At 67.2% G+C, this 19,424-nt stretch carries 22 protein-coding genes and 1 other annotated feature; of the genes, 7 read left to right on the top strand and 15 right to left on the bottom strand.

Translation table 11 applies throughout. From position 1 onward, the window contains the following. Positions 1–119: 119 nt before the first annotated feature. Entirely contained in the window at positions 120–692 is a 573-nt protein-coding gene (locus FV220_RS02065; RefSeq protein ID WP_147829354.1) for a hypothetical protein, read from the top strand. Positions 693–776: 84 nt separating this feature from the next. On the opposite strand, the gene FV220_RS26460 is transcribed toward FV220_RS02065, so the two are convergent. From FV220_RS26460 to FV220_RS02040, 5 genes are all read right to left on the bottom strand, one after another. After that, on the bottom strand, positions 777–1,157 hold the full coding sequence (locus tag FV220_RS26460; protein ID WP_348642056.1) for a mechanosensitive ion channel family protein: 381 nt from the start codon (positions 1,155–1,157) through the stop codon (positions 777–779). A gap of 144 nt (positions 1,158–1,301) precedes the next feature. Then, a complete protein-coding gene (locus tag FV220_RS26455) occupies positions 1,302–1,733 on the bottom strand; it encodes a mechanosensitive ion channel domain-containing protein (protein WP_147829350.1) in 432 nt (143 codons plus the stop codon). Between the two features lie 84 nt (positions 1,734–1,817). After that, positions 1,818–2,072, bottom strand: coding sequence for a hypothetical protein (locus FV220_RS02050; protein ID WP_147829348.1), 255 nt, complete (start codon positions 2,070–2,072; stop codon positions 1,818–1,820). Between the two features lie 178 nt (positions 2,073–2,250). Beyond that, positions 2,251–2,763: a copper resistance protein NlpE gene (locus FV220_RS02045; RefSeq protein ID WP_147829345.1), complete on the bottom strand. Its 513-nt coding sequence runs from the start codon at positions 2,761–2,763 to the stop codon at positions 2,251–2,253. Between the two features lie 160 nt (positions 2,764–2,923). Further along, on the bottom strand, positions 2,924–3,985 hold the full coding sequence (locus FV220_RS02040) for a PRC-barrel domain-containing protein (RefSeq protein WP_187273300.1): 1,062 nt from the start codon (positions 3,983–3,985) through the stop codon (positions 2,924–2,926). A 350-nt stretch (positions 3,986–4,335) separates the two neighbouring features. Between FV220_RS02040 and FV220_RS02035 the strand changes: the two genes are divergently transcribed. Next, positions 4,336–5,667: a sodium:proton antiporter gene (locus FV220_RS02035; RefSeq protein WP_147829341.1), complete on the top strand. Its 1,332-nt coding sequence runs from the start codon at positions 4,336–4,338 to the stop codon at positions 5,665–5,667. Here the strand turns inward: FV220_RS02035 and FV220_RS02030 are convergent. Next, positions 5,631–6,920, bottom strand: coding sequence for a DUF2254 domain-containing protein (locus FV220_RS02030; RefSeq protein WP_147829339.1), 1,290 nt, complete (start codon positions 6,918–6,920; stop codon positions 5,631–5,633). The genes FV220_RS02035 and FV220_RS02030 overlap by 37 nt on opposite strands. A gap of 256 nt (positions 6,921–7,176) precedes the next feature. On the opposite strand from FV220_RS02030, the gene FV220_RS02025 reads away from it, so the two are divergent. The 3 genes from FV220_RS02025 (at position 7,177) to FV220_RS02015 (ending at position 8,984) form a co-directional block, all read left to right on the top strand. Next, positions 7,177–7,383, top strand: a complete 207-nt coding sequence (locus tag FV220_RS02025) for a hypothetical protein (protein ID WP_147829337.1) — start codon at positions 7,177–7,179, stop codon at positions 7,381–7,383. A 217-nt stretch (positions 7,384–7,600) separates the two neighbouring features. Continuing rightward, positions 7,601–8,140 (top strand): hypothetical protein, encoded by a 540-nt coding sequence (locus FV220_RS02020; RefSeq protein WP_147829335.1) that lies wholly within the window; start codon positions 7,601–7,603, stop codon positions 8,138–8,140. 10 nt (positions 8,141–8,150) lie between these two features. Further along, positions 8,151–8,984, top strand: a complete 834-nt coding sequence (locus FV220_RS02015) for a hypothetical protein (protein WP_147829333.1) — start codon at positions 8,151–8,153, stop codon at positions 8,982–8,984. 123 nt (positions 8,985–9,107) lie between these two features. Here FV220_RS02015 and nhaA read toward each other — a convergent pair whose 3' ends face one another. Together nhaA and FV220_RS02005 are read right to left on the bottom strand one after the other, a co-directional pair. Beyond that, a complete protein-coding gene (nhaA, locus tag FV220_RS02010) occupies positions 9,108–10,295 on the bottom strand; it encodes a Na+/H+ antiporter NhaA (protein WP_147829331.1) in 1,188 nt (395 codons plus the stop codon). Between the two features lie 74 nt (positions 10,296–10,369). Further along, the gene (locus FV220_RS02005; RefSeq protein ID WP_147829329.1) at positions 10,370–10,882 is read right to left on the bottom strand and encodes a hypothetical protein; all 513 of its coding nucleotides are present in this window, start codon (positions 10,880–10,882) and stop codon (positions 10,370–10,372) included. A 137-nt stretch (positions 10,883–11,019) separates the two neighbouring features. On the opposite strand from FV220_RS02005, the gene FV220_RS02000 reads away from it, so the two are divergent. Beyond that, entirely contained in the window at positions 11,020–11,790 is a 771-nt protein-coding gene (locus FV220_RS02000) for a potassium channel family protein (protein WP_147829327.1), read from the top strand. On the opposite strand, the gene FV220_RS01995 is transcribed toward FV220_RS02000, so the two are convergent. From FV220_RS01995 to FV220_RS01980, 4 genes are all read right to left on the bottom strand, one after another. Continuing rightward, positions 11,784–12,350 (bottom strand): DUF2147 domain-containing protein, encoded by a 567-nt coding sequence (locus tag FV220_RS01995; RefSeq protein WP_147829325.1) that lies wholly within the window; start codon positions 12,348–12,350, stop codon positions 11,784–11,786. The two genes, FV220_RS02000 and FV220_RS01995, sit on opposite strands and share 7 nt — an antisense overlap. Before the next feature lie 95 nt (positions 12,351–12,445). Beyond that, on the bottom strand, positions 12,446–13,927 hold the full coding sequence (locus tag FV220_RS01990) for a SulP family inorganic anion transporter (RefSeq protein WP_147829323.1): 1,482 nt from the start codon (positions 13,925–13,927) through the stop codon (positions 12,446–12,448). 114 nt (positions 13,928–14,041) lie between these two features. Then, positions 14,042–14,097, bottom strand: a sequence feature (sul1 is cis-regulatory element that is thought to sense ions involved in sulfur or methionine metabolism; They are found in Alphaproteobacteria). Between the two features lie 77 nt (positions 14,098–14,174). Continuing rightward, complete coding sequence (locus tag FV220_RS01985; protein ID WP_147829321.1) at positions 14,175–15,254, bottom strand: endonuclease/exonuclease/phosphatase family protein; 1,080 nt, start codon at positions 15,252–15,254, stop codon at positions 14,175–14,177. A gap of 20 nt (positions 15,255–15,274) precedes the next feature. Beyond that, on the bottom strand, positions 15,275–15,553 hold the full coding sequence (locus FV220_RS01980) for a hypothetical protein (protein ID WP_246689355.1): 279 nt from the start codon (positions 15,551–15,553) through the stop codon (positions 15,275–15,277). A gap of 281 nt (positions 15,554–15,834) precedes the next feature. Here FV220_RS01980 and FV220_RS01975 point away from each other — a divergent pair, with 281 nt between their 5' ends. After that, positions 15,835–16,278 carry a PRC-barrel domain-containing protein gene (locus FV220_RS01975; protein ID WP_348642055.1) on the top strand — a complete coding sequence of 148 codons (444 nt, stop codon included), beginning with the start codon at positions 15,835–15,837 and terminating at the stop codon, positions 16,276–16,278. Between the two features lie 135 nt (positions 16,279–16,413). Here FV220_RS01975 and FV220_RS01970 read toward each other — a convergent pair whose 3' ends face one another. From FV220_RS01970 to FV220_RS01960, 3 genes are all read right to left on the bottom strand, one after another. Continuing rightward, positions 16,414–17,649, bottom strand: coding sequence for an MFS transporter (locus tag FV220_RS01970; RefSeq protein WP_147829319.1), 1,236 nt, complete (start codon positions 17,647–17,649; stop codon positions 16,414–16,416). A 181-nt stretch (positions 17,650–17,830) separates the two neighbouring features. Further along, positions 17,831–18,133 (bottom strand): hypothetical protein, encoded by a 303-nt coding sequence (locus tag FV220_RS01965; protein ID WP_147829317.1) that lies wholly within the window; start codon positions 18,131–18,133, stop codon positions 17,831–17,833. 59 nt (positions 18,134–18,192) lie between these two features. Continuing rightward, on the bottom strand, positions 18,193–19,392 hold the full coding sequence (locus FV220_RS01960) for an efflux RND transporter periplasmic adaptor subunit (RefSeq protein WP_246689354.1): 1,200 nt from the start codon (positions 19,390–19,392) through the stop codon (positions 18,193–18,195). Positions 19,393–19,424 lie beyond the last annotated feature (32 nt).

Below are 19,424 nucleotides of genomic sequence, written 5' to 3'. Positions count from 1 at the left end.
GGTCGTAAGGTCGGTCGCCCGCTGATCGCTGGGGCATGCAGATCCACCAGCCTCCCGGCGACGTTAAATGTTCAGAATGCTCCGGCGTCTTCGTCGGACGGATCAGGTCAGGAACCGACATGCACTTCTTATCGACAAGGCTGCTCATCTCGGCGGTAGCCCTCCTGCCGGTGGTGGCCTCGGCCCAGGGAGACACCTCGACCGCGGGAAGGCCCGCTAACCTATGCCAGGAGCTCGTGGCCTTCGTGCGCCAACCCGTGGCCTCGATGAAGGCCGTCGAGACGCCGGCGCAACAGGCCACCGCCGTGACGGCCCGGAAGAGCGGCGAGCCTTCGGAGAAGCCATCCGCGTCGGGTACGCCACAGAACACCTCGGGAATGAGCGGGCAGATCACCGCCTCGGGTCCAGGCGCCGCCGGCCCGCAGGGTGCCACGCAGAACAAGGCCGTGCCCGAAGGCTCGACGGCCACGGCGTCGGGGCCGGCGAAGGATGCCCCGGTCACCGCACCGGCCGCGCCTCGTCCCTCGACCGAGGACGTGCGGCACGTCGAGGATGCCGCCGGGTCGAACGATCTCGTGCGTTGTCGGGACGTCGCCCAGGCCATGCGTCGCGCGGGCGTCGCGATGCCCGCGCCGCTCCTGGCTCTCTCGGCCATGTCCCCACAGCTGCTGGAGGCGGCGTCCCGTCCCTGACGTAGATCGCGACGGCACTGCCCGCCGTGCCGAGGTGGTCGGGGCGGGGTCATCATCAGTCCGCCCGATACACCGGGGGAAAGGTTACGGGACTGGGCTGTCGTCGTCCCGTCGTCCTTCCTCCACCGTCCGACGGGACTTCGGCGGATTCCGACCGACCGGCCAGCCTTCCCGTTGCCGGGTCCGGTCACCATCGGTTTCCTCTGTCTGGTCATGGAAGAGCACCTGCGAGGTTGGGTAAGGCAGGTCGATGCCGGCCTCGGTCAGCGCCTCCTTCACGCTTGTGATCGCCCCGTCCAGCGCATCGACGGCATCCCGGCGCCGTGGCGGGTCGATCCAGAACCGTGCCACCATGTCGACGCCGGCGGCCCCGAGACCGGTCACCAGCGCTTCCGGGGGTGGATCGGCGAGGACGCCATCGGTTTGCCCGAGGGCCTCCGTGACGACGTGCCGGGCCTTCCGGATGTCGTCTCCGTTGCCGATGGTCAGCGGGAAGGACAGGCGGCGCCTCTCGTGAGCGGTGATGACGGTGATCTTGTCGACGAACAGCGTGGCGTTCGGGATCAGGACCCTCTCGTTGTCGTAGGTGCGAAGGACGGTGGCGCGCGCCTAGACGTCTTCCACCGTGCCCTCGTACGAACCGGCCCGGATCTGATCGCCGATGACGAACGGACGCGTCAGCAGGATCAGGATGCCGGCGAGCAGGTTCTGCAAGACGTCCCGGAAAGCGAAGCCGATGGCCACGCCGCCGATGCCGAGCAGGTTGAAGAGGTCGGCGGCCGATACGGAGGGGAAGGCCACCGAGGCCGCGACCAGGAACGCGACGAGAATTGTGACGCCACCTGCGATGCGTCCCAGCACGGCGGCCGAGCCCGGCGAGGCATCGCGCAGCGCTGCCGCCCGGCGTACCGCGGCGCGCACGCCACGGGCGATCAGCAAGCCCAAGCCGAACAGGAGAAGGGCAACGGCGAGCCCCGGCACCAGTGCCACGGTCGAGCGGCCGAGTTGCTCAAGCCGGTCGAACGCTTCCGAGAAAATCATGTGGCATCCGCTGTCATGGGACGGCCGACGGGGGGCTTTCTACCCTCCGGCGGCGGCTCTCTCACTGCAATGGTGCGATCCGGCCTATCGGCGGGGGCCGCCGCTAGTCTGGCCGTACTGCTTGGCTCCCGGTGGCCGCGACGGCATGTTGGCATTGCCGCCGCTGCGACGGTGACGCCTCATCTGCCGGCGGGACATACGTACCTCGATGAGGTGGTGATTGCGTCCGGCCGTGACGCCAGCGGCGTCAACGGGGACGGGCAAGGCCTGTGACGGCAGGGTTGCGGCACCGAGGCCGAAGCCGGCCAGGAGTGCGGAAGCAAGGATCGAACGCTTCATGTCTGTTTCCTCGGTTTTCGATGGATGCCGCCCCGGCAGGTGAGCGTCACGCGATGGCGGTCACATGGTCCAATCGTACGGCGGTGGAGGTGTTCCGGGGGCAAGCTTCCTCATCGGATGCAAGCCAAGGAGAAGCTCGCCACCGTGCGGTGGCGGCATGGCCTCCACCGCCTAGCGGTTAACCGGCGGCAGGCTTGAAGGTCATGTCCTTGAAGCGGGCGCATGACCCCGCCGTCTCGCCGAGACGGAACGCATTACCGCTTTCCTGGAAATGGCAGCGCATCGGGAATTGGGCCGTACCCGCGTCACCCTTCGGGTCGGACAGGACCAGGAGGTTGCTCTGGGAGGCGAACTGCCATTGCCCCTCGACTTTCCGGCTCCCATCCGTCTCGTCCATGCGGAAGGTGTTGTCGGCGTTGAGCCGCAGGGAAACCGGACCGGCGGTGAACGTTCGTCCGCTGTAGGCGTCGAGCGAGCCGGTTCGCGATGCCGTCGCCCGTGCATTCGCCTCGGGCGCCGCGGCGGGGGCGGCAGCGACCACCTCGGGTTGAGCCGTGGCTGCCGGATCGGCGACCTTGGGCTCCGTCGCCGCGGTCGTGGTCGTGGTCGTCTGGGCCTGCGAAGATTTCTGCTCGTCGCAGCCGACAAGTGCCAGAAGCGCGGCCGCGGGAATGATGATGGTCCTGAGCATGAGACGATCCTCGTGTGAGGGGTGAGCCCGTACGGGCCGGGCCGGAGGGGCTGCTGGGCCTTGGCACCCTCCGGCCTGCGAAGAATTATTGGCGGGCCGGTCCGCCTGCATCATGCGACCGGCCCACCCGTCCACGGTCCCTCGGTGGGACCGTTCGGGCTCACTGCATCACGGACAGGTTCGCCTGGTCGTCGTCGTTCAGCTTGCGGTAGTCGGCGACGTCCTTGCGCCAGTTGTCCATGTTCTCGACGTCCTGCTCGCTGACGCCGCGGATCACTAGCCGGTCGTTGCCCTTGACCGAGAAGCGCTCCAGCGGGAACGCGACCTTGTCCTCGCCGAGGCCCAGGAAACCGCCGTGGGAGACGACGACGTAGCGCTTGCTGTCCTTCTGACTCATGACCACGCGGTCGACCTCGCCGAGCTTCTTGCCCTTGGCATTGTAGACATCCATGTCGTCGAGCTGCTTGACGCGCATGGCATGCCCCGCGGTCGCGCCCGACCCCGTGCTGGCGGTCGAGTCGATGAGGCCGAATTCCTTCTCGTAGGCCTGGCGCTGATCGGCGGTACGGGCACCCTGGTCGGACTGGCTCGTCCGCTCGACCTTGACCTGCGGCTGCCCCTGCTGCTGCACGATGCTGACCTTCGCCTGCTCCTGGCTGTACTGGATCTGGGGCTGGGTCTGGCCCTGACGCTGGACGTTCACGTCGGCCTGGTCCCGGGACTGCACGACCTGCAGCTGGGGCGCGGCCTGGGATACGTCGACGTCCGGACGCGGCATCCGGACCGTGATCTCGGGCCGCGGGATGTTGACCGTCACCGTCGGCGCTGGCTGATGCACGGTGATCTGCGGCTGCATCTGATGCAGGGTCACGGTCGGCTGAGCCTGCTGCACGCGGATCTGGGGAGCCCCCTCTTGGAGCGTGATGCGGGCCTTGTCGTTCGGGGTATTCGTCCCGGCCGAGCTCGGGTCGAGCTGCGCCAGGGTGTCGTGGCAGGCGCTCGCCTTGTTGTCGCGCTTCCATCCGCGGACGGTGTCGGGCTTCACCTTGGCGTTCTCGGCCTTATCCTTGTCGAGGAACGTGATGAGGCGGTCGCAGTCGGCGAGGCTGGCCTGGTTCTGCTGGGACCCGGCCGCGTTCGTCGTGGCGGAGCCCGTTTGGGCGATGGCCGAGGAGGCGAAGAGCGCCGACGAGCCGAGTAGTGCCATTGCGAGGGTACGCATCGTCTTTCTCCATGCTGAGATCTGACATGTGCCTGCCCATACGGCTGCGGTTACCCGCTCCGGGGACTGGGAAGGCCACCGTTGCCGGTGCCTCATCTCAGGTGGTTTGGGCCCGCCGAGGGACGAGTCGGGAGAAGCAGCGCCCGCGCGTCGGGAGGACCCTGACAGGGGTGTCCAGACGTTCGTCTATACCGGGGTGCGCGTTATGAAAGACGGGTGGGATCTCGCATGCACGCCGTGCCGGGCTTCCGTTCAGGTCCCGACCGGCTCTCCACACCGGTTGAACCGTGTACCTCCCGGCCGCGTCGAAGCGGTACCGGCCCCCAGGGCGGCCATGTCAGGATCCGACCGTGATTTCAATCTTCGACCTTGCCGCCGCGTTGCTGACGCTGTCCGCCCTGTTCGGCTGGATCAACCGACGCTTCGTCCACATGCCGCACGGCATCGGCCTGCTGGTGATGGGGCTCGTCGCCTCGCTGCTGTTGGTTCTCCTCGACGTCGCCTTCCCGGAACAGCACCTCTACGAGGCCCTCACCGGTGCCCTCCGGCAGATCGATTTCACCGCCGTGGTGATGAACGGGATGCTGGCGTTTCTACTCTTCGCCGGCGCCATGACGCTCGACCTCGGTGCCCTGCGTGACCGGGCCTGGCCGGTCGCCACGCTCGCTCTGGTCGGAACCGTCATCTCGACGGCCGTGGTCGGCGGCGCCTTCTGGGGGGCGGCCCAGGCCATCGGCCTGCCGGTCACCCTGCCCTGGGCGCTGGTCTTCGGCTCCCTCATCAGCCCGACCGATCCGGTGGCGGTGCTCGCCACCTTGAAGAATGTGAAGGTGCCCCTCGCCCTGGAGATCGAGATGCAGGGCGAGGCCCTGTTCAACGACGGCGTCGGCATCGTCCTGTTCACCGTCCTCCTCGGCTTCGCCGCCGGCGTCGGAGGCGAGGCGTCCGGCGCGGCCGGGATCGTCCGCCTGCTCGTGCAGGAGGCCGGAGGCGGCCTGCTTCTCGGCGTTGTAACAGGCTATGCCGCCTACCGCGCCATGCGCACCATCGACGACTTTCCCGTCGAGGTCCTGATCACCCTGGCGCTGGTCACTGGTACCTACGCGCTAGCCCAGAAGCTCCATGTCAGCGGCCCCCTCGCGGTGGTCGCGGCCGGTCTGCTCGTCGGCGACCGGGCCCCGCGCGATGCCATGAGCGAACGCACGCAGGGCTACGTCTCGTCCCTGTGGACGCTGATCGACGAGGTCCTGAACTCTGTGCTGTTCCTGCTGATCGGGCTGGAGGTGCTCGTGCTGCGCTTCAGGGCCGACACCCTCGTCCTCGCGGCGGCGGCGGTTCCCATCGTGCTCGTCGCGCGTTTGCTCGCGGTCTCGGCGCCCCTGCTGGCGTTCCGGTGGGGCGGGAACCTGTCTGCGAAGAACGTGCCCTTCCTCACCTGGGCTGGCGTACGAGGCGGCATCTCGGTTGCGCTGGCCCTCTCGATCCCGGAGAGCGAGGCCAAGCCGATCATCCTTGCGGCGACCTACGCGGTCGTGCTGTTCACCATCATCGTCCAGGGCTCGACGCTCGGCATGGTGGCCAGACGCACCGTCGCCAAGCCCACGCCTGGGGAAGGTCGAGCCGAGGACGGGGCGGCGGTCACCCCTCAGGCGTCGGAGGTGGTGGTCCTGAAGCGTCGATAGCGCTCCTCCAGGTCCATCAGGTCCGCTGGTTCGGCGACGTCCCGGCGGGCCGCGGCGATGACCAAGTCGGCGTGCCTGCGCAACTCGGTGCGACGGTCATCCCGACGCTCGACCTCGGCGACCCGGGTCAGCACCTCCAGCATGCGGGCGAGGACATGGACAGACCCGGCGGCGTTCTGACGGATCATGTGCAGCATCGCATCGCACAGCCCGGCGTAGTCGGTCATCGGCTGGACCAGCACGATCCGGCCCTCCCGGGCGGTCACCCCGCCCGGCATGAACCGCGGGGCGAGCCGGCACAGCGCGTCGCCGAGATGGTCGACCACGCTGCCGGCCGTGAACGGGTCGTTGGTGCCGGGCGAGAGCGCCCGGACCGCCACCTCGCTCAACTGCCGCACGGCATACTCAAGGTCCTGCAGGGCGGCCGGGCGCGGACCGAATGTCAGGGCCTTGTCGAGTGCCTCGGTGGCGTCCTCGACCGTGCCGGAGAGATGCGCCAGGGGCAGGCCGGCCGGGACGTAGTCGCCCTGGCGCACGCGTAGGGAAACCAGGATGCCGCGCTCGTGGGCCCAGTCGGCGAGGTTGTCGGCGTCCACCGCCTGGAGGTAGCCGCACCCCGACGCCGTCGCGTTCCCGGCCCCGGGAATAGGGAGGGTACTGCGGACGTCCGGCTTTTCGAGGGTGTGCTTCCCGATGGCATCGCACAGGTCGTCGTGGACGGCATCGACGACGGTCTCGACGTTGATGCCGATGGCGGTGTGGTGGACGAACCAGACGAGCGTCGCGACACTCAACATCGCCAGAACGATGGCGCCGCTGACCGCGAGGTGCGGGACGAATGGCGTCTCCTGCACGGTGCGCACCGTACGCAGCACGATCAGCGCGTAGGCGAAGGTCCCGAGGAAGATCCCGAGCGCGACCTGGTTGCGGGCGTCGCGGATGAAGTTGCGCAGCAGCCGCGGCCCCATCTGGCCTGAGGCCATGGAGAGCGCGGCGATGGTGATGGAGAACGTCGTGCCGGCGACGCCGATGGTTGAGGAGGCGACTGCGCTCAGAAGGGCGCGTGCCCCCTCGGCCCCGCCGGTGTAGCCCCAATCCGAGGCCGGCGACGACGCGTCGTACCCGGCGATGCGCGCGGTCTCCAGCCAGACTGCGAACTGTCCCAGGCCGAGGCAGGCCATCACGATGAGACCTGGGCGAAGCCAGAACTGGTCGCCGAGGGTCTCCAGCCAGGCCCTGATCCGCGAATTCATGATGTCAGCCGGGGTTCGGGTGAGGCATTGCCGGGATGCCGTCGTCCTCCCTCCCCCGGGAGTGGGGTGGCGGAAGGCTTTGTCGACAACGCGGCGGAGCGGCCAAGGGACCCGTCGGGATGCCTTCCAATGTTTTAGGCCGATGACCGAACGAACAAGTCGATCCCGTATCGGCCGTTCGCGGCGGGGTGTCACGGGTCGGATGACTCGCCGCCGCAATCCGTCAGTTCATTCACGCAGGGAAGGGGAACGCTTTATGACCGTAGACCGCGCCAAGCTCCGCCGGGTTCGCATCCAAGCCATCGGTCGTCGTACCGGACCCGAGGTACGAACCTCCGACGTTGTCCTCGCCGTCGTTGGCATCGCCCTCCTAGCGGGCCTGTGCCTGCTGGGCTTGGCGAACATGGTCGGCGAGGCGCAGGGCGTTGCGGGCTCGTTCCCAGTATCGACCCGAACGCTCTGAGGTCTATGTCGCATCGTAGGATAGGCGCACCGCGCGTCCCCCATGCGTCCGTCCCGTGTGCCCAGGCACCTTGCCGGAGGCCGGAACGTCCGGCTACATGCGGATGACGATGACGGCGACCGGCGGCGCCCCCATATGACGCTTGTGGTTTACCGCGGGCGGCGTACCATTTACCCGCTGGTAACCCAGCCCTCCCATCCTAAGAACGAACGAGTCCATGATCATGCGCCCCGATATGAGCGAGTACCGTGCAATGGCGGAGGACGCACTCCGTCTCAGCCGTGCCACGGGCACGCGCCGGGTCGTGAGCAACCGCGGCCCGCATCATGCGCAAGCCGTGACGGACGTGCTCGTTTCGAATGCCGAGGCCAGCCTGTCCTTCCTGTGCCGCAGCTTCTCGGCCGAGGTTTTCGACACGGCTCGGATCGAGGAATTCCTCGACAAGCCGGGAACGCGGCTCAACGTCCTGCTCGACGGGGAAATCGGCAAGGGTTGCCCTACGGCCCTCGCCGGGCTTTCGGAGCACATGGCTGGTGACGACCCTCGCCTCCAGGTCCGCCGTCTTGCGCATGCGTCGCCCATCCATTTCGGCATCGCCGACGGGCGCGATACCCGCATCGAGACGGACGTCGCCTCCCGCAAGGCGACCGTCGTGTTCGGTGATGCCGCGTTCGCGGCGGCGGCGCAGCAACGCTTCAAGTCGCTCTGGGATGCGGCACGCAAGCTGACGGCCGCCGAGATCGCACCGGCCGCCTGAAGACGCATCCATGCGCAGCCTCGGCTTGGTGGCCATCGGGCTGCTGATCGGCATCGGCGTGTACCACGTGCTCGTGGTCACGGGCGTTGGCTTTCTCTACGAGCACTTCCATCCGATCTTCGCGGAGCCGCACCTTCGCGTGTTGGCGGCAGAGGAGAACCGTAAGGCCCTCGAAGTCGTCTTTGGGACCATCATCGCCGTCGGTGGCATCACACTGACCTGCACCGTCGGTTACCTCGCGCTTCCGCAGGAGCGCTTCGGGGACTCCGCACAACGCTTCGCCGCCGAGGCCTTCGGAAAGATCTTTGTCGACAGGCAGGACTACCAGCAGCAGCTCGGACGCGCCTCTGCCGCCATCGAGAAGGACGAGAAGTCCCGCCCTTCGCTGTTGGCCTTCCATACGCTCATCACGATCCAGCCCGCCGCGCCCTGGAACTTCAATCCCTGTACCAAGCAGATCCTTGCCTTGGGCGGCGGTCCGAGATTGCTCTGGCGCGGGCGGCGCATCGCCCTCTTCGCCCGTGCCTCCGATGTTGTGTTCGTCGCCTGGCTCGCGGGACTATCCGCGCTAGCCGTCGCGTTCGCGGCCTACCACCTCGTGCGCCATGGCGCCCTCGATCCCGCCACGGACGGACCGTGGCCCTGGATCACGGACTTCGCGCAGGTCGCCGGCTTCTTCACGCTGGCAGCCCTCATCTCGGTCATGGCCGTGGCCATCACCCGTGCCGTCACCGCGCTTTCGGTCCGCCGGGCCATCGAGGAGGCACGGGAACAGGAGGAAGGCCGGCTTGCGGACGAGGCCAGCGGGCAGATGCTCGAAGCTGCTAAGGCCCTGGAGGCTTAGCCGGCCCGGTGTGACGCCGTCCGTAGCGCCCGGCGTACCGGTCAGCCAGGTTCGCATGGGGCGATTCGGACCCGCCCTCCCGGATGGGCTCGCCATGGACGAGTCGAAGCTCGTATCCGAGCCTCACGCATTCGCATCGGCACGCGGCGCGAGCAGCAGGACCGCGGCGCCGGCCAGCATGCAGGACAGGGACCCGAGCAGGACGCCGATCTTCGTCTCCGCCTCCAGTTCCGGGCTGTCGGCGAAGGCCAGCAGCCCAATGAACAGGCTCATGGTGAACCCGACCCCGCACAGGAGGGAGAGGCCGTAGAGGTGCCACCATCCGGCATGAGCCGGGCGCTGCGCGAGCCCAAGCTTCACCGCGGCGACCACGGCCCCGAACACGCCGATCTGCTTGCCCACAAATAGGCCGAGAGCCACCCCGAGGGTCACCGGATCGAGCAGCATCTTCGTCGTCATGCCGGCGAACGACACGCCCGCGTTGGCGAACCCGAAGACCGGGAGCACGAGGTAGGCGGACCATGGGTGGATGGCGTGTTCCAGGATATGCAGCGGGGATGTCGGATCGTCCGGCTTGCCGACGCTCAGGCGCAGCGGAATCGTCAGGGCCAGCAGCACCCCCGCGATGGTGGCGTGGATGCCGGACTTCAGCACAAGGAACCACAGGACGGCGCCAAGGACGAGGTAAGGCGTCAGGTTCTTCACCCCGGCCTTGTTCATCCCGAAGAGGAGCGCGAACACAACCGCCGCGCCGCCAAGCATCGGTAGCGACAGGTCGGCGGTGTAGAACGCGGCGATGATAAGGACCGCCCCGAGGTCGTCGATGATGGCGAGCGCGGTCAGGAAGATCTTGAGTGAGACGGGAACGCGCGATCCCAGGAGGGCGAGCACGCCGAGCGCGAAGGCGATGTCGGTGGCGGTCGGGATCGCCCAACCGCGCAGGGTCTCGGGCGAGTGCCGGTTGACCGCGACGTAGACCAGAGCTGGGACGACCATACCGCCGAGCGCCGCCACGCCGGGCAGCACTCGGTCCGGCCAGGTCCGCAGGCGCCCGTCTAGAACCTCGCGCTTGATCTCCAACCCAACCAGCAGGAAGAATACCGCCATCAGACCGTCGTTGACCCAGTGCAGGACGCTAAGGCCACCGACATAAGTCTTGAGGACGGCGAAGTACGCCTCGGACCAGCCAGAGTTCGCGATGGCGAGGGCCAGGGCGGCGCTCGCCATCAGGATCAGGCCACCGGACGCCTCGCCCTGCAGGACGTTGCGAAGGGCCGAGATCGGACGGGGTAGTCGCTTGGGCTCATGCATGGCCTTGGCCTGCCAGCTGTCCGCCCACGGGGCAACCCGTGCGACGGCTCAAGGTTAAGCGCCACGCGGAACCTTCAGCGCACCTTGCGGCTGCGTTCCAGGACGGGCTTGTGACCTTCCGCGTCGAGGGCGCCCGAGGGCGCGATCCCGTCGTTCGGCAGCGAGCGCATCCCCTGTCCGGCGGTGCGGGAGGACGGCCGGTTCGCGGACGGGTCGCCGGCGGCGCGCTTCATCCTCAGCGCACGCCGGGCGTTTCCGCTCAACGCGGTGCGGGCCGCGTCGTGGCGTCGACGCTCGTGCTCCCGGCTCGCCCGCTTGAGGGCAGCGGCCAGGACCGCACCCTTGCGCTTCGTTCCGCCGTTGTCGGTGGCCGGACGTGCGCCGGAGGGAGCGGACTTGCCACGGAACTCGCGACGCTGCTGCTGGGAGATGTCGCGTGCCCGGTCGCGACGCTCGCGCAGGCGCTTGACCAGGTCGGAAAGTGCGCCGTCGTCGAGGCCGCGAAGCGCAGGATGATGGGCCTGCGTGACCATTTCGTGTTCGTCGCCGCTCAACAGGCGTGCCTCGTCCTTGCGGGTCACAGACATCCAAACATTCCTTGAGCGGGGACCGAACCCGACCATTCAGTTCATCGGCCCACCGTCTCTCTGTCAAACGTCCGGTGCGACCGATCCATCCATTACGGAGAAGAGACTGCGCGCGCGAGGGGCGGTAGAGACCCCACATGGACGCCATGAAAAGCCGCCTCAGGGACCTCTACGAAGGAGAGAGCGACCGGGCCCACCGGTTCCGCTACGGCCTACTCGTGTTCGATGTCGCCACCATCCTGTTCATCGTGGTGTCGTCGTTCATGCCCCGGGCACCCCTCATCGAGGGACTCGATGTGGTGATCGGACTCGCCGTGCTCACGGACTTCGTCGCGCGCCTTTCCATTTCGCCGCATCGCGGGCGGGAGTTCCTGCGACCGGCGACCTGGGCGGACATCGTCGCTCTGGTTTCGTTCCTCGCCCCCATTATCGGTGAGGGGGCGGGTTTCCTGCGCATCATGCGGACCCTGCGCCTCCTGAGGACCTACCAGCTCCTCGACCGGCTTCGGTCAGACAGCGTGTTCTTCCGCCGCAACGAGGAGGCGGTGCTGGCCGCCACCAACCTCGCGGTCTTCGTGTTCGTGATGACCGGGGTGGTCTACGCCACGCAGCACCGCTCGAACCCGGCCATCGGCAATTACGTCGACGCCCTGTATTTCACCGTCACCTCACTCACCACGACCGGCTACGGCGACATCACCCTATCGGGCACGTCGGGACGCCTGATCTCGGTCGTGGTGATGCTATGTGGGGTGACGCTGTTCCTGCGCCTGGCGCAGGTCCTGTTCCGGCCCAACAAGGTCCGCCACCCCTGTCCGGCCTGCGCCCTGCAGCGCCACGAGCCGGACGCGGTCCATTGCAAGGCATGCGGGACCGTCCTTTGCATCCCGGACGAGGGTGCCTACTGAGGTGGAGCGGGGCGCCCCTTGGCACTGCCTGAAGCCGGCGGCTTGCTGCCCCATTCACGGTCGGATTTCGGACCGCCTTCGCCATTCGTAGGTCCCTTGAGCTGGCCCGGGACCACGTCCGTGACACGGGTCCAGGTCTGGGTCCCGCAGAGGACGGCTAGAAGGCAGCCCTTAACCGACAGCTTGGAAGGCGTCTCGCTCCAGATGGTCACCGCGTAGGACTTGCCGTTGTCCCCGTTGTAGATCTGGCCCGAGAAACGGTCGTCCTCGCCCGGCTTCAGTCCCAGGATCATCTGGTGCCCGAGCAGGAGACGATCCCGCTTACCGGGGTCAGGGTTCTCTCGGTCGACGCGAGGCAGGCCATTCTCACCGAGTGGCTTGCTGCCCCAGACCACGTAGCCGCACAGGTTCGCGTTGCCCGGTCCGCAGCGCTCAGTCCGGACCCTGGCCCGCTTGTCTTCCGTCAGCCAGGTTCCGGTCGGCTCGGCGGCATGGGCGGGAGCGAACGTCATGCCGGCCATGGCCAGCGAGGCGAGCAAGTGCGTTGCGGATTGCTTCATGCGGGCTGTTGTTCTCGGGCTGTCATGGGTTTCGGAATGGGTACAGGGCCATCCTCGTGAGCCGCCAGCGCGGCACGAGGATGACCGTCGTTCGATCAGTGACCACCGATGGCGAAGGTCGCCCCCGGCTTGTCGTGGGTGCCGACGCGCTCGACCATGGTCGCCGTCGCCGCATTCATGCCGACCACGTCCACCGCGATGCCATGGTGGCGGAACTTCAGGACGACCCGGTCGAGGGCATTGATGGCCGAGATGTCCCAGAAGTGTGCGGCCTGCAGGTCGATCACCACACCCTTGAGGGCTTCCTCCCGAAAGTCGAAGGCGGCGTGGAAGGCCTCCGCCGTGGCGAAGAAGATCTGCCCAGTGACGCCATAGGTGCGCACGTCACCCTCGCCGCGGGACGACCGCACGGCGAAGAACTTCGTGACCTTGTGGGCGAAGAACAGCCCACTCAGGACCACCCCGAACAGGACGCCCTTGGCGAGGTCGTGGGTCGCGACAACGACGGCGACGGTTCCGAGCATGACCACGCTCGACGCCTTCGGGTGGGTGACCAGCGTGCGCAGGGACTTCCACTGGAAGGTGTTGATCGAGACCATGATCATCACCGCCACGAGCGAGGCCATCGGAATCTGCGCCACGTAGGGTCCGAGCGCCACGATGAGGAACAGCAGGAACACGCCGGAGAACAGTGTCGACAGGCGCCCACGGCCCCCCGAGGAAACGTTGATGACGGACTGCCCGATCATGGCGCAGCCAGCCATGCCGCCGAAGAACCCGGAGGTGATGTTGGCCACGCCCTGGCCGGCGCATTCGCGGTTCTTGTTCGAGGTCGTGTCGGTCATCTCGTCGACGATGGCCGCCGTCATCAGGCTTTCCAGCAGTCCGACCATGGTCAGCGTCAGCGAGACCGGTAGGATAATCCAAAGTGTGTCGAGGGTGAACGGCACTTGCGGCAGGGCGACCCAGGGCAGCTCGCTCGGGAGCGCGCCCATGTCGCCGACCTTGTGGATGCCGAGGCCGAGATACATCGAGACTACGGTGAGCAGGACGATGGTGACCAGCGGCGAGGGTACGGCCTTGGTCAGGTACGGCAGGCCGTAGATGATGCCGAGACCGACCGCGGTCATGACGTAGACCGTGGTGCCCTGCCCGAGGAGCTCCGGCATCTGCGCCAGGAAGATCAGGATCGCCAGGGCGTTGACGAACCCGGTGACGACCGACCGCGAGACGAACCGCATCAGGTTGCCCAGCCGAAGCCCCCCGGCGACGATCTGGAGGAGCCCGGTCAGGATTGTGGCAGCGAACAGGTAGCCGACGCCATGGTCCTTGACGAGGCCGACCATGAGGAGCGCCATGGCACCGGTTGCGGCGGAGATCATCGCCGGGCGCCCGCCGGCGAAGGCGGTGACCACGGCGATGCAGAAGGAGGCGTAGAGGCCGACCTTGGGGTCGACGCCGGCAATGATCGAGAAGGCGATGGCCTCGGGGATCAGGGCCAGGGCGACGACCGCGCCGGCCAGGAGTTCACGCGTGACGTTCGGAGCCCATTCGCTCCGGAGGTGTGCGAGGTTCATGATGGGTGGGAGACTTTCGTCGTCCCGCACGCGAAGCGTCATCGATCCGGTGCAGGATGCGCAAGACGATGGGTCGGCCCCCTCGGAGGTCCGCGACACGGTCATCGTCGATTGCGTGGTCCGGCGGATCGGCGGCCGGAAGAGCCACCCGGGGTTTCACCGGGTCCTGTTGGATGAGGGCCCATAGCGCGGTTCAATGCCGCGACGCAACAAGGGATCGGAAACGTCGGTCCCTTCCGAGGGCGCCTTAGCGGTCCGTGGGCAATCGTATCATCTCTACCGCCCCGGCGGCGGCGAGGGTTGCGTTGGCCGCGGTAACGTCACCCGCGTCCGGAGGGGCGACGGGATCGACGGACGCTCCGGTACGCCGGCACAGGCGGGCGAGGTAGGGGAAGTGGTCGGACCCGAAGGCGTCGAGACGTTCGATGGACACCGTCTCGAATCCCCCCTCGTGAAAAATCTGGTCGAGCGGCCAGCGCAGCCAGGACGATCCGGCAATCCAGGTCGCTACGTAGCCGTAGCCGTGACGCGGGTCTACGAGGCCCGAGAGCCGTCGCATCCGCTCGACCGCGATCTCCCACGGGGTCGCGTTGAGGTCGCCCGCCAGGATGCCAGGCTCGACGCGCTCGTTCAGGATGCTCGCCGCCGCGTAGAGTTCGGCGTCCCTGCCGAGGGAGGACTGCCACGGGAGCGGCGGCTTCGGGTGGAGCCCGATGAAATCGATGGTCTCTCCGGTCCTCATGGTCACGCCGGCGACGATGGCCGGCGTCTCCCGCTTCGCGAGATGGCGGATCTCGCCGTTGACAAGGGGCAGGCGCGAATAAAGCTCGATGCCATAGTAGGATCCGGTAATCCGCTTCAGGACGTTCGGCATCCGCTCCCGGAGGGGATCGAGCGCCCCGTCCCACCATGCGTCCGTCTCCATCGCCAGGAACAGGTCGGGGTCGGCCTTTCGGACAGCGTCGAGCAAACCGGGAGCGTTGCGGTTCCCAAGCTGTACGTTCGCAATCAGCACGGACAGCCGTCGGTCCGCCGGGCAGGCCGCCATGTGGCCAGCCACGTCCGGCCGGTACGGCCACAGGATGGCGATGTTGACCACCAGCGCCATCAGGACCGCGGCCCCGGCGATGCCCGTTACCCACCGTGCCTTCGACGGGAAAAGCAGGAGTCCGACACCGACCCCGACGAGCCCAATGGCCCAATACAGGCGCGGAAAATCCAGCAGCCGCACGGCCCACCAGTCGGTTGGGACCAGGGGCAGGAGCGTGCACGCGACCAAAACCGCAGCGGCGCTGAGGGTGACGACGTGGAGGACGCGCCGGATCACGGAACCGGTGCCACCGCCGCTCAGCGCATGTCCTTCGGGAGATGCTGGATCGGGTTCGTCCGCGACGGTGCGCCGTCACCCTGCACGGCCCCGCCCTTCATGACGTCGGTGGAAGACTGGATGGCGCTCGGCGGCGCGACACGACCGTCGCCGCCGTCTTGAGACGTGCCTGTAGGCAAGGTCCCCGGCGTGGGCTGGTCGATCCGGCTGGCCGCGGACTGGGCGAACGCGGGAGCCGCGACGCCTAGGCCAGCGACCATGACCACGAGGGCGACCGCCCGGGGGATTCTGTTCGTCATTGCAGGGTGATGTCCGTTCAGGTTGCCAGCGGGACCGCGATCTTCCAGGCCCCAATGCCTCCGGGTGGTCCGTGTTCCCGCCCCGTCGGACACCCATCCGCGACCGCCATGAGGATTTGGCGCGATCCCCGCCTCGTGAGGCGAAAATCTGGAATGTGTCTGAAACGTTTCCGGGAGGCGTACGTTGAGCCTCCCGATACGACCAGGGCGACGATGTCGAGGCATCGAAATGATCGTCTTCCTCAGACTATCGCCCACGCATTCCCAAATGGAGAGAAGCTTTGTCGTTCCGTAATCTTGCCGCCGCGTTCGCCCTGACCTGCGTTGCCGTTCCTGCCCTGGCCCAGACGCCCGCTCCGGCCACCACCGCGCATTCCGCGTCCGACATGGGCATGAAGATGGCCGACACGGCGACGGTCAAGCTGAAGTTCGTTACCGTGAAGCCGGCGGACATCACTTCGTCGAAACTGATCGGCACGAACGTCTACAACAACAACAAGGAAACGGTCGGAGAGATCGAGGATCTCGTGATCGAGAACGGCAAGACCGTGACCGGCGTCATCGTCAGCGTCGGCGGCTTCCTCGGCCTGGGTGAGCGCTACGTCGTTCTCGACCCATCGACTGTCTCGGTGAGCAACAAGGACAACAAATGGGCCGCCTACGTCGACACCGACAAGGACACCCTCAATAAAGCCCCGAGCTTCGACTACTCCAAGAAGAAGTAGTCTCCCTCGGGTCTGACCGGCCCCTGCGAGACCTGCGAAGGCCCGGACGCCCATTCGGTTGGCGGCCGGGCCTTTTCGTATTCCGTGTTCACGGACCGGCGCGGTCGGGATGCCGGACGTGGTCGCACCCCGTGCTCAGGCCTTGACGCTCGACGGTTCCGGCATCCGGGTCAGCAGCAGGGCCGCGGCCGTCCCGATGGCGCTGGAGACGAGGAACGCCGCGGTGAACCCACTGAGATCGACGATGCTACCGGCGAGCACGTTCGACAGGGCGATGGCGACGCCCTGGACGGTCGCAATGGCTCCCGAGGCGAGGTTGTAGCGGCTCTTGTCCTCCATGAAGTCGGCGATCATCAGCGGCTTGATCGCGCTGTAGAGACCGGTGCTGACCCCCTCCAGGGACTGGACCGCGAACAGCCAGATCGCGTCGTCGGACACCGTGTAGAGCAGCGCCCGGATCGGCAGCATCGCGAAGGCGAACAGGATGATGGGCTTGCGCCCCCACCCATCGGCGAAGCGCCCTACCATGATGGCCATGGGCAGCATCACGACCTGGGCCGCGATAATGGTCGTCGATGTGATCGCGGCCGACCAATTCTCGTGCGCCAAGGAGATCTTCTGGGCGACGAGCGAGGCCATCGGCCCGTTCGCCAACTGAAACAGGAAGATCGACGCGGCGAAGATGAGGAGGGGGCGGTTGGCGACGAGCACCTTGAGCCCTGAGCCGCCCTTCGCCTTGGGCTTTACCTCCTCGGCGAGCTCCTGCCCGACGATGTCGCGTGGGATGGACAGCACCGCGGCTGCGGCGAGGAGCGACAGGGCGGGGACAAGGAAGAAGACCGCCCGGTCCGGGAAGCCGTAGCCGACCAGTGCGATCAGAACGGCGATGCAGACATTGCCTCCGCGGTACCAGGCGCTGTTGCGGCCCATTCTGCGCGACAGGCGCTCCTTCGGAAAGATGCCGAGCGTGAGACCCGCTATGGTCGGGGTGAAGCTGCTGCCCGCCGCGGTCAGGATCGTGAAGGCCACAAGCACCGGCCAGAACTGGGGCCAGATCGCGATCACCGCGGCCCCGGACGACGCAGCTAGTAGAGCCGCCACAATGGCCATGCGCTTGTCCCGTGCGGCGTCGATGACGGCGCCGAGGGGTGCCTGCAGGGCAACTCCGATGAGGCCGGCGACGGTCGTGACCAATCCGACGGTCGTAGCGCTCCACTCCCGGTGCACGAGCAGGAAGACGTTGAGGTACGGGCGTAAGCCGCCGTTCACGTCGACGACCGTGAGGTTGAGCAGGTCGAACTTGCGGGGATGCAGTTTTCCCGCCCCTCCGGCCTCGGCTTCCGGGGACGTCCCGCTCGACTTCATGCTCATGATGCCACCATGCCCGTCCCCCTCTGACGGGAAGCGACGCTTGAGTTGAGATTGCGTTCCAGCCCTCCATGCTGCGGGGGGACCGTCGGGGACGGAGGAGCCACGGACCGCCGGCCAGCTGGCTCATGTTTCGGCGGGGGCAACCGTCCGGGTTGCCCAGGTCGTCCCCAAGACTCGACCGTCAAAGCCCGAGTTGCGCTTTCCGTGTGAGACGTCCGTTGCGGAAGGTCAGGGTGACGTTAGCGCCATACCGACCCGCCCCGCGCCAGGAATAGGTTGCCCTGTGCGTGGCGCCGATTGTCATATGGGTTACCTGCCGGCCCTTGCATCCAAAGATCGTCCGGACCCGCGCCATGCTCATGCCCGTCTCGATGCGGTCGTAGGCCGACCGCGTGGCACGGCATTCCTTCGCCAGTGCGTCCGTGGCGAAGCAGCCGGACGCGAGGAGGGCTGCCATCAGGATGACGGGACGGTCGTTTGGCATGGTGTCCGGTGTCACTGGGGTTGATCGACGAGGTTCGACGATTGCGGGGGGCATCGACCCTATCCGGGTCCGTTCACGGCGTGACCGGCCTTGCCTTCCTGACCGGCGTCGACGTCCGGTCGGACGACGACTTTCAGGTTCTGACGCATGTCCTGGAGATGGTCGACCACCACCCGGTCGCCGTCCGAGAGCCCGTCCAGGATCGCGGTGTCCTCGCCATAGGCATCGCCGGTGGTCACGGGCCGCTGTTGCACCGTGCCGTTCCCGTCAACGACGTAGACGATCTGCTGCGCGAGTTGCGCATCCAGGGACACGGTGGGGACCAGCAGCCTGTCCTTCGTGCCGGTCTGGATCTTGGCGCGTACGAACTGCCCGGGCAGGAAGCGCTCGTCGGTGTTGGGCATCAACGCCCGGACAAGACGACGGGCGGTTCCGGGATCGAAGCGGTTGTCGAGCTGGTAGATCCTGGCCTCGCGAACGGTCTTGCCCTCGGCGTCGAGGACGGCGACCGTGACGCTTCCTTCCTTCATCGCCGCCCGGATGGTCTCGGAGTCCTCCGAGGAAAGGGCCATCTGGATGTCGATCGGATCGAGTTGCACGACCGAGACGAGCTGGGTCTGGTTCTCGATCACGAGGTCGCCGGGATTGATCGTCGAAAGGCTGGCGCGTCCGTCGAAGGGCGCGTTCACGATGGCGTAATCCAGGTTCAGGTTCTGCCTGGCGATCGCGGCCTCGGCCCCCTGGACCTGGGCGACGGCGGAGGTCCGGTTCGATTGCAACTGCTGGAACCGTTGCTCGGTGGCATAGCCCTTGTCGGCCAGGGACTCGGTGCGGTCGACCTCCGCCTGGGCGAAGGTGAGCTGCGCCTGTGCCTGCGACGCCTGGGACTTCGCTGTCTGCAGTGCGACCTCGAAGGGACGTGGATCGATGCGGAACAGGACCTGCCCCTTCTTCACGTGTCCGCCCGGCTCGAAGGGCCGCTCCGTCACGTTGCCAGTCACCCGGGCCTGCAGGGTCGCGTCCTGCTGCGCGATGATCGTGCCGGTGTACGTGAAGGCGATGGGCACCTGGCTCTTGCGGGCGACGATGACCCGGACCTCCAGGGGAGGCTCCTCGGCCTTCACGCCTTTCTTCTTGCCGACGAATGGCAGGGCGGCCACGATCCGGTCCGGCGAGGGGCGCCCGGCCATGTACCAGCCACCCGCGCCCAGCAGGACGATCAGTCCCGCCCCGAAACCGTATCCGACTGCTGCCCGCACCAACGATGCTCCTTAAGATCGATGAGGCCGGC

This window comes from Methylobacterium sp. WL19 (genome assembly GCF_008040005.1).
GTDB lineage: Bacteria > Pseudomonadota > Alphaproteobacteria > Rhizobiales > Beijerinckiaceae > Methylobacterium > Methylobacterium bullatum.
Note: the sequence above shows the minus strand (reverse complement) of the source record. Positions and strands in the feature narration are given on the sequence as shown.

What these genes read in the sequence shown, in the direction of transcription:
- FV220_RS02065 (WP_147829354.1), top strand. Translation starts at nt 120, where the DNA reads ATGCACTTCTTATCGACAAGGCTGCTCATCTCGGCGGTAGCCCTCCTG.
- FV220_RS26455 (WP_147829350.1), bottom strand. Translation starts at nt 1,733, where the DNA reads ATGATTTTCTCGGAAGCGTTCGACCGGCTTGAGCAACTCGGCCGCTCG.
- FV220_RS02050 (WP_147829348.1), bottom strand. Translation starts at nt 2,072, where the DNA reads ATGAAGCGTTCGATCCTTGCTTCCGCACTCCTGGCCGGCTTCGGCCTC.
- FV220_RS02045 (WP_147829345.1), bottom strand. Translation starts at nt 2,763, where the DNA reads ATGCTCAGGACCATCATCATTCCCGCGGCCGCGCTTCTGGCACTTGTC.
- FV220_RS02040 (WP_187273300.1), bottom strand. Translation starts at nt 3,985, where the DNA reads ATGCGTACCCTCGCAATGGCACTACTCGGCTCGTCGGCGCTCTTCGCC.
- FV220_RS02030 (WP_147829339.1), bottom strand. Translation starts at nt 6,920, where the DNA reads ATGAATTCGCGGATCAGGGCCTGGCTGGAGACCCTCGGCGACCAGTTC.
- FV220_RS02025 (WP_147829337.1), top strand. Translation starts at nt 7,177, where the DNA reads ATGACCGTAGACCGCGCCAAGCTCCGCCGGGTTCGCATCCAAGCCATC.
- FV220_RS02020 (WP_147829335.1), top strand. Translation starts at nt 7,601, where the DNA reads ATGATCATGCGCCCCGATATGAGCGAGTACCGTGCAATGGCGGAGGAC.
- FV220_RS02015 (WP_147829333.1), top strand. Translation starts at nt 8,151, where the DNA reads ATGCGCAGCCTCGGCTTGGTGGCCATCGGGCTGCTGATCGGCATCGGC.
- nhaA (WP_147829331.1), bottom strand. Translation starts at nt 10,295, where the DNA reads ATGCATGAGCCCAAGCGACTACCCCGTCCGATCTCGGCCCTTCGCAAC.
- FV220_RS02005 (WP_147829329.1), bottom strand. Translation starts at nt 10,882, where the DNA reads ATGTCTGTGACCCGCAAGGACGAGGCACGCCTGTTGAGCGGCGACGAA.
- FV220_RS02000 (WP_147829327.1), top strand. Translation starts at nt 11,020, where the DNA reads ATGGACGCCATGAAAAGCCGCCTCAGGGACCTCTACGAAGGAGAGAGC.
- FV220_RS01995 (WP_147829325.1), bottom strand. Translation starts at nt 12,350, where the DNA reads ATGAAGCAATCCGCAACGCACTTGCTCGCCTCGCTGGCCATGGCCGGC.
- FV220_RS01990 (WP_147829323.1), bottom strand. Translation starts at nt 13,927, where the DNA reads ATGAACCTCGCACACCTCCGGAGCGAATGGGCTCCGAACGTCACGCGT.
- FV220_RS01980 (WP_246689355.1), bottom strand. Translation starts at nt 15,553, where the DNA reads ATGACGAACAGAATCCCCCGGGCGGTCGCCCTCGTGGTCATGGTCGCT.
- FV220_RS01970 (WP_147829319.1), bottom strand. Translation starts at nt 17,649, where the DNA reads ATGAGCATGAAGTCGAGCGGGACGTCCCCGGAAGCCGAGGCCGGAGGG.
- FV220_RS01965 (WP_147829317.1), bottom strand. Translation starts at nt 18,133, where the DNA reads ATGCCAAACGACCGTCCCGTCATCCTGATGGCAGCCCTCCTCGCGTCC.